This window comes from Mycobacterium parascrofulaceum ATCC BAA-614, assembly GCF_000164135.1.
In the GTDB taxonomy this organism is placed as follows: domain Bacteria; phylum Actinomycetota; class Actinomycetes; order Mycobacteriales; family Mycobacteriaceae; genus Mycobacterium; species Mycobacterium parascrofulaceum.
Map to the genome: position 1 here is coordinate 54,302 of NZ_GG770555.1, position 8,788 is coordinate 63,089.

Consider the following 8,788-nt stretch of genomic DNA (forward strand, 5'->3'; position numbering starts at 1 on the left):
GGCATTCGGGCAATGGCGCGGCGATTCGTGGCTACCATGGCCGGAGATCGTGACGGTGTCCCGCCAGTACACGGAGTGCTCACATGACAACAGCCCGCGTGCCCACATTGCCGCTCGACGAAGCCACCGCCGCGGCCGACGAAGCGGCCGTCCCCAACTACATGGCGGAACTGAGCATCTTCCAGGTGCTGCTGAACCACCCGCCGCTGGCGCGCGCCATCAACGATCTGCTCGCCACCATGCTCTGGCACGGCGCGCTCGACCCCCGGTTGCGCGAGCTGGTGATCATGCGGATCGGCTGGCTCACCGCATGCGACTACGAATGGACGCAGCACTGGCGGGTCGCCTCGAGGCTGGGCGTGGCCTCCGACGACCTGCTCGGGGTGCGCGACTGGCAGGCGCACGACGGGTTCGGCGCGCGCGAGCGCGCCGTGCTGGCCGCCACCGACGACGTGGTGCGCGACCGCGCCGTGAGCGATGCCAGCTGGGCCGCCTGCGAGCGTGAATTAGGTTGCGACACAACGGTTCTCATCGAGCTCGTCACCGCGATCGGCGCGTGGCGGATGGTCGCGTCGATCCTGCACAGCCTGCGGGTTCCGCTCGAAGAGGGCGTGTCCAGCTGGCCGCCGGACGGCCGGTCGCCCGCCGGGGCCGTGATCGATTGACATATCGATCGGTGGCTCTCTAGCGTCGGGCAATGCGTACCAGAGTCGCCGAGATGCTCGGCGTCGAGTTTCCCATCTGCGCGTTCAGCCACTGCCGCGACGTGGTGGCCGCGGTGACCAATGCGGGCGGGTTCGGCGTCCTCGGCGCGGTGGCGCACAGCCCCCAGCGGCTGGACAGCGAACTGACCTGGATCTCCGAGCAGACCGGCGGCAAGCCGTTCGGGGTGGACCTGCTGCTGCCGCCCAAGTACGTCGGCGCGGACGAGGGGGGCATCGACGCCAAGCAGGCGCGGTCGCTGCTGCCCGAGGAGCACCGCGCGTTCGTCGACGACATCCTCGCCCGCTACGGGATCACGGCGCCGGCGCAGGAGGCGCGGGCCTCCGCCGGCGGCCTGAACATCTCGCCCAAGGGCTACGGGCCGCTGCTGGACGTGGCCTTCGACCACGACATCAAGCTGATCGCCAGCGCCCTCGGGCCGCCGCCGGCCGACCTCGTCGAACGCGCCCACGACCGCGACGTGCTGGTGGCCGCGCTGGCCGGCACCACGCGCCACGCGCAGCGGCACGCGGCCGCCGGCGTCGACCTGATCGTCGCGCAGGGGACCGAGGCCGGCGGGCACACCGGCGAGGTCGCCACCATGGTCCTGGTTCCCGAGGTCGTCGATGCCGTCTCCCCGGTCCCCGTGCTCGCGGCGGGCGGCATCGCCCGCGGCCGCCAGATCGCGGCGGCCCTGGCCCTCGGCGCCGAAGGCGTGTGGTGTGGCTCGGTGTGGCTGACCACCGAGGAGGCCGAGACGCCGCCGGTGGTCAAGGACAAGTTCCTGGCCGCCTCCTCCTCGGACACCGTGCGCTCGCGGTCGATGACCGGTAAACCGGCGCGGATGCTGCGCACGGCCTGGACCGACGAATGGGAGCGGCCGGAAAAGCCCGACCCGCTGGGCATGCCGCTGCAGACCGCGCTGGTCACCGAGCCCCAGGTGCGCATCAACTCCGCGGCCGCGCACCCCGGCGCCAAGGCGCGCGAACTGGCCACCTACTTCGTCGGCCAGGTGGTGGGCTCGCTCGACCGGGTTCGCCCCACCCGAACGGTGGTGCTCGACATGGTCGAGGAGTTCATCGACACGGTCGGGCGGCTCGAGGGCCTCGTCGAGTAGTGACCGGCCGGCCGGTGCCGGCGAACAAGAGGTGAACAATCGGTGCCGACCGGCCGAGTCGTACGCGCTGGTCACGGCGCCAAAGCCTGCGGAGATCCTGTGGGCTCGCCCCGGAAACCCGTAAAGATCGCAACACGTGGCCCCGAGGCGTTTGACCCGGTCGGACCCGTCGTGCATGATCGGTCGGGTATGCACCTCGTTAGGTGAGGCGTCTACACGAATACAGGCCACTGACCCCGAACGTCGAAAGACGCCCCGGGTCAGGACAGCTCCTCCCGGCTTAAGGGTTGAGCCCAGGTGGCTTCCGGCTCGGATTGTTTTCCAGGCCAGGACACGTCGTGTGGTGCCGAAGCTCTGACGAGAGGGGTGCGGATCTCCGACGGTCGTCGGGTTTCTGCTCCTCATGCTGCGCGCAGATCGTGTGCGGACGGCCGCACACGTCGTGACCGCGAGGAGGTGAGGGACGCATGAGTTCCAGTGACAGTCCGGACCGAAGTCCGAGCCGTGTCTCGTCCCGATCCGGTCTCCGGTACGACGTCCTCGGCTGAGCGCCGAAACGTTCACTGGCTTATCGGCCAAGCGTTCTGGGATCGGAACCGCGACGGGACTTCGACACGTCAGTCCCTAGTAGTCCCCATTTGGAATTCCGTTGAGGAGACGACCATGACCGTAGCCCTGCACGACGACGTGACGACCGTGGCGCCCACCCGCACGCTCAAGGTGGTGCGTGACACCGACACCGTTCCCGCCGCCGCTCCCAAGAAGGTTCCCCGCCGCATCGCCACCCAGTTGCTGCTCGGCGGTGACCCGCTGGTGGACGGCGCGACACGCCTGCTGAGCATCCCGCTGCGGCACGCCTACGCGGCCCTGTGGCGCGTCGGTGTGCTCGAAATTCAGGCCTGATCCGATGGGCGGCGACCATCCAGGCTCCAAGGGGCTACCCGGCCGCAGGCGTGACCTGTGACCAGGTAGCCCCTTGGGGTGCTTCGCCTGAGTAGAATCGACCCACTGGCATCGATCCGGCATCACCGGGGAGCCTTCGGAAGAACAGCCGGCTTCGGCAGCGAAACCGGCCCAGTAGAACCGAACGGGTGGGCCCGTCACAGCCTCCGACGAGCGGCCACGCAGCAGCGTGGCAAGCGGGGTGGTACCGCGGCGCTCGCGCAGACAGCGCGTCGTCGTCCCCGGCCTGACCATGGGCATGCAGGAGACGACGCACACCGTGACCGAAAACGCTGACGCCAGAGCCTATCCCAAGCAGGCGAGCGGAGCACCCGACTTCCCGGCCCTCGAACTCGAGGTCCTCGACTACTGGGCCCGCGACGACACCTTCCGGGCCAGCATCGCCCGCCGCGACGGCGCAAAAGAGTACGTCTTCTACGACGGGCCGCCGTTCGCCAACGGGCTGCCGCACTACGGGCACCTGCTCACCGGCTACGTGAAGGACATCGTGCCGCGGTACCGCACCATGCGCGGCTACAAGGTGGAGCGCCGATTCGGCTGGGACACCCACGGATTGCCCGCCGAACTCGAGGTCGAACGCCAGCTGGGCATCAACGACAAGTCGCAGATCGACGACATGGGTATCGCGGCGTTCAACGAGGCCTGCCGCGAATCGGTGTTGCGCTACACCGACGAATGGCGGGCCTACGTGACCCGCCAGGCGCGTTGGGTGGATTTCGACAACGACTACAAGACCCTCGACCTGTCCTACATGGAGTCGGTGATCTGGGCGTTCAAGCAGCTGTGGGACAAGGGCCTGGCGTACGAGGGCTACCGGGTCCTGCCGTACTGCTGGCGCGACGAAACCCCGCTGTCCAACCACGAATTGCGGATGGACGACGACGTCTACCAAAGCCGCCAGGACCCGGCGCTGACCGTGGGATTCAAGGTGGTCGGCGGCCCGCTGGACGGCGCGCATCTGCTGGTGTGGACGACGACGCCGTGGACCCTGCCGTCGAACCTGGCGGTCGCGGTCAACCCCGAGGTCACCTACGTCGAGGTCCGCTCCGGCGAGCATCGTTTCGTGCTGGCCGAGGCCCGGCTGGGCGCCTACGCCCGAGAGCTGGGCGAAGAGCCCGAGGTGCTGGGCAGGTATCGGGGCGCGGATTTGCTGGGCACGCGTTACCTGCCGCCGTTCCCGTATTTCATGGAGAGCCCCAAGGCCTTTCGGGTGCTGCCGGGCGACTTCGTCACCACCGAGGACGGCACCGGGATCGTGCACATGGCGCCGGCCTACGGCGAGGACGACATGGCGACCACCGAGGCGGCGGGGATCGCGCCGGTCACGCCGGTCGACGCCAAGGGCCGCTTCGACGCCTCGGTCCCGGATTACCAGGGGCAGCGCGTCTTCGACGCCAACCCGCACATCATCCGCGACCTGAAGAACGGGACCGGCCCGGCGGCGGCCAACGGCGCGGTGCTGCTGCGCCACGAGACCTACGAGCACCCGTACCCGCATTGCTGGCGCTGCCGCAATCCGCTGATCTACCGGGCGGTGTCGTCCTGGTTCGTCGCGGTCACCGCGTTCCGGGATCGCATGGTGGAACTCAACCAGCAGATCACCTGGTACCCCGAACACGTCAAGGACGGCCAGTTCGGCAAGTGGCTGCAGGGCGCCCGCGACTGGTCGATCTCGCGAAACCGCTACTGGGGCAGCCCCATTCCGGTGTGGAAGTCCGACGACCCGGCCTACCCGCGCATCGACGTCTACGGGAGCCTGGACGAGCTGGAGCGCGACTTCGGGGTGCGTCCCGACAACCTGCACCGGCCCTACATCGACGAGCTGACCCGCCCCAACCCCGACGACCCGACCGGCCGCAGCACCATGCGGCGGATCCCCGACGTGCTCGACGTGTGGTTCGATTCCGGGTCGATGCCCTACGCGCAGGTGCACTACCCGTTCGAGAATGCGGAATGGTTCGACGGGGTCAAAAGCGCCGACCCTGACAAGCAGGTCGACGCGCACTACCCGGGCGACTTCATCGTCGAGTACATCGGGCAGACCCGCGGCTGGTTCTACACGCTGCACGTGCTGGCCACCGCGCTGTTCGACCGGCCGGCGTTCAAAACCTGTGTCGCGCACGGCATCGTGCTGGGCTCCGACGGCCAGAAGATGAGCAAGTCACTGCGCAACTACCCGGACGTGTCGGAGGTATTCGACCGTGACGGCTCCGACGCCATGCGGTGGTTCCTGATGGCCTCGCCGATCCTGCGCGGCGGCAACCTGATCGTCACCGAGCAGGGCATCCGCGAGGGCGTGCGCCAGGTGCTGTTGCCGCTGTGGAACGCCTACAGCTTCCTGGCCCTCTATGCGCCGAAAGTCGGTAGCTGGCGCACCGATTCGCGTCAGGTGCTGGACCGCTACATCCTGGCCAAGCTCGCCGAACTGCGCGACAACCTCACCCGCGAGATGGACAGCTGCGACATCTCCCGGGCCTGCGAGCACCTGCGCCAGTTCACCGAGGCGCTGACGAATTGGTATGTGCGCCGGTCACGTGCGCGGTTCTGGGAGGAGGACCCCGACGCCATCGACACCCTGCACACCGTGCTCGAGGTGACCGCCCGGCTGGCCGCGCCCCTGCTGCCGTCGGCCACCGAGATCGTCTGGCGCGGGCTCACCGGCGGGCGGTCGGTGCACCTCACCGACTGGCCGGAAGAGGGTGTGGTGCCCGTCGACCCGGAGCTGGTCGCCGCGATGGACCAGGTCCGCGAGGTGTGCTCGGCCGCTTCGTCCCTGCGCAAGGCCAAGAAGCTGCGGGTGCGCCTGCCGCTGCCGAAACTGACCGTGGCGGTGGACGATCCGCGCCGGTTGGAGCCGTTCGTCGACCTGATCGCCGACGAGCTCAACGTCAAGCGCGTCGAGCTGACCGACGCGATCGACACCTACGGCACCTTCGAGCTCACCGTCAACGCCCGGGTGGCCGGCCCGCGGCTGGGCAAGGACGTGCAGGTCGCCATCAAGGCGGTCAAGGCGGGCGAGGGCGTCGTCAACCCGGACGGCACCCTGACCGCGGGGCCCGCGGTGCTGCAGCCCGAGGAGTACAGCTCGCGGCTGGTCGCCGCCGACCCCCAGTTCACCGCGGCGCTGCCCGACGGGGCGGGGCTGGTGGTGCTCGACGGCACCGTCACCCCCGAACTCGAAGCCGAGGGCTGGGCCAAGGACCGCATCCGCGAACTGCAGGAGCTGCGCAAATCCACGGGTCTCGAGGTGTCCGACCGGATTTCGGTGGTGATGTCGGTGCCGGCCGAGCGCATCGACTGGGCGCGCACGCACCGCGACCTGATCGCCGGCGAGATCCTGGCCACCGGCTTCGACTTCGGCGAGCCCGGACCGGGCGCCGCCGACATCGGCGACGGCGTCCGGGTGAGCATCGCGAAAGCCTGACCCGCGAAACTGTATTCCGCGACGCATTTCCCGAGACCAGCCGTCGCTAGTTGCAGTCTCGCGGGCATGTCGGCGTGGCGTGGCACCCTGCCGTCGTGACCACCGAGCCATTCGTCGGCACCGACGCCATCCGTGCGGGAGCGTGGACGCAACGTGAGCTCCGGCGCTCGTGCACCCGGATCTACCGCAACGTGTACCAGCGGCGCGGTGGCGAACTGACCGCGCGGGATCGCGCGATCGCCGCGTGGCTGTGGTCCGGTAAGGAAGCCGTCGTGGCGGGCACCTCCGCCGCGGCTCTGCACGGCGCCCAGTGGATCGACCCCCACGGCCCGGCCGAACTGGTCTGCCATCGCACGCGTCCGCCGTCGTTGATCGTCACCCGGAACGAGACGCTGGCCGCCGCAGAGGTGACGACGGTCGATGGCATCCCCGTCACGTCGGCGGCCCGCACCGCCTTCGACCTGGGGCGGCGGCCAGGGTCGACGGTCGCGGTGATCCGCATCGACGCCCTGGCGCGGGCGACGGGTCTGGTGGCCGAGGACGTGTGGCCGCTGGTGGACGCGCACCGCGGCGCGCGCGGCATGAAGCAGCTGCGACGCGTGTTGCCCCTCGTCGACGCCGGCGCCGAATCCCCGCAGGAGACCAGGACCCGGCTGGCGCTGCTTCGCGGGGGGCTGCCCAGGCCGCAAACACAGATCGTCGTGCGCAACGTCTGGGGCGCCGTGCTGGCCCGGATCGACATGGGCTGGGAGGAGTGGCTCGTCGGGGTGGAGTACGACGGGCCGCAACACTGGACGGACCCGCGCATCCGCGCCAACGACATCGAACGCACCGCGGAACTGGAACGACGCGGATGGCGCTTGGTCCGTGTCGGCGCCGACCTGCTGCGACACCGACCGGACGTCGTCGTGGAGCGGGCACGCAGCGCCCTGGCGGCGCGGGGCTGCCCATGCTGACCGCGAGACTGCAACCGGCGACGCGTTTCTCGAGAAGACCCGTCGCTGGTTACAGTCTCGCGAAGGGGTGACCAATAGCATCAACCGCGTGGAGTCCCGTTGGGTGCTGCACCTGGACATGGATGCGTTCTTCGCCTCGGTCGAACAACTCACCCGGCCGACCCTGCGCGGGCGGCCGGTGCTGGTTGGCGGCCTGGGCGGCCGCGGCGTGGTGGCCGGGGCCAGCTACGAAGCCCGCGTGTTCGGCGCCCGCTCGGCCATGCCGATGCATCAGGCCCGTCGCCTGATCGGGGTGACCGCGGTGGTGCTGCCGCCGCGCGGGGTGGTGTACGGGGTGGCCAGCCGGCGCGTCTTCGACACCGTGCGCGCGGTGGTGCCGGTAGTCGAGCAGCTGTCCTTCGACGAGGGCTTCGGCGAGCCGCCCCACCTCGCCGGCGCCTCCGCCGCGCAGGTCGAGGCGTTCTGCGAAGACCTGCGGCGGCGGGTGCGCGACGAGACGGGCCTGATCGCCTCGGTCGGTGCCGGCTCGGGCAAGCAGATCGCCAAGATCGCCTCCGGCCTGGCGAAGCCCGACGGCATCCGGGTAGTGGGGCGCGCCGAAGAACGTTCGCTGCTCGGCGGGCTGCCGGTGCGGCGGCTGTGGGGCATCGGCCCGGTCGCCGAGGAGAAGCTGAACCGGCTCGGCATCGAGACGATCGGCCAGCTGGCCGCCCTCACCGACGCCGAGGCCGCCAACATCCTGGGCGCGACGATCGGGCCCGCGCTACACCGCCTGGCCCGCGGCATCGACGACCGCCCCGTCGCCGAGCGCGCCGAAGCCAAGCAGATCAGCTCCGAGTCCACGTTCGCGGTCGACCTGACCACGCTCGAGCAGCTGCGCGAGGCGATCGATCCCATCGCCGAGCACGCCCACCAACGCCTGCTGCGGGACGGCCGGGGCGCCCGGACCGTCACGGTGAAGCTGAAGAAATCCGACATGAGCACGCTGACCCGCTCGGCGACGCTGCCGTACGCCACGACCGAGCCCGGCGCGCTCGTCGCGGTGGCCCGGCGGCTGCTGCTCGACCCGCGCGAGATCGGGCCGATTCGCCTACTGGGCGTGGGCTTTTCGGGATTGAGCGACGTGCGGCAGGAGTCGCTGTTCCCCGACCTGGAGTTCGCGGGGGAGACCTCGGAACAGCACCCCGTGGAGGCCGCGGCCGAGGCCATGTTCGCACCGGTCGCCGAGGCGGGCTCCCCGTGGCGGGTGGGCGACGACGTCACCCACCCCCAACTCGGGCACGGCTGGGTGCAGGGCGCGGGCCACGGCGTGGTGACCGTGCGGTTCGAGACACGCAGCTCGGGGCCGGGCCCGGCCCGGACGTTCCCCGCCGGCACCGCCGAGCTGACCCAGGCCAACCCGGTGGATTCCCTGGACTGGCCGGACTACCTCGGCGCGCTGCAGGCCCTGGAAGCGGATGCGCCGTCAGCCCCACCGGGCGACGACGTCGCCGACCGGTAGCCGCGCCGCCAGCGCGGCCATCAGCAGCACCCGCGCCTGCGGCGGCCGCAGCCGCGGCACCAGCACCGCCCCCGCGGCCGCCATGTCGTGGCCGGGCCCGTAGCTCGCGCCGACCCGGCCGCCCG

General features: G+C 70.4%; 6 protein-coding genes and 1 riboswitch. All 6 genes read left to right on the forward strand.

The window, feature by feature from the left end; translation table 11 throughout:
- Window positions 1-83: 83 nt before the first annotated feature.
- Entirely contained in the window at window positions 84-665 is a 582-nt protein-coding gene (locus tag HMPREF0591_RS15885) for a carboxymuconolactone decarboxylase family protein (RefSeq protein ID WP_007169620.1), read from the forward strand.
- Between the two features lie 32 nt (window positions 666-697).
- A complete protein-coding gene (locus tag HMPREF0591_RS15890) occupies window positions 698-1,819 on the forward strand; it encodes an NAD(P)H-dependent flavin oxidoreductase (RefSeq protein WP_007169621.1) in 1,122 nt (373 codons plus the stop codon).
- 188 nt (window positions 1,820-2,007) lie between these two features.
- A riboswitch (M-box (ykoK) riboswitch) is annotated at window positions 2,008-2,192 on the forward strand.
- A 290-nt stretch (window positions 2,193-2,482) separates the two neighbouring features.
- Window positions 2,483-2,722 carry an Rv1535 family protein gene (locus HMPREF0591_RS15895; RefSeq protein WP_007169622.1) on the forward strand — a complete coding sequence of 80 codons (240 nt, stop codon included), beginning with the start codon at window positions 2,483-2,485 and terminating at the stop codon, window positions 2,720-2,722.
- A gap of 298 nt (window positions 2,723-3,020) precedes the next feature.
- On the forward strand, window positions 3,021-6,206 hold the full coding sequence (ileS, locus tag HMPREF0591_RS15900) for an isoleucine--tRNA ligase (protein WP_040623202.1): 3,186 nt from the start codon (window positions 3,021-3,023) through the stop codon (window positions 6,204-6,206).
- Between the two features lie 95 nt (window positions 6,207-6,301).
- Window positions 6,302-7,162: a DUF559 domain-containing protein gene (locus tag HMPREF0591_RS15905; RefSeq protein WP_040622949.1), complete on the forward strand. Its 861-nt coding sequence runs from the start codon at window positions 6,302-6,304 to the stop codon at window positions 7,160-7,162.
- Between the two features lie 88 nt (window positions 7,163-7,250).
- Window positions 7,251-8,663 (forward strand): DNA polymerase IV, encoded by a 1,413-nt coding sequence (locus tag HMPREF0591_RS15910; RefSeq protein WP_040623204.1) that lies wholly within the window; start codon window positions 7,251-7,253, stop codon window positions 8,661-8,663.
- Window positions 8,664-8,788 lie beyond the last annotated feature (125 nt).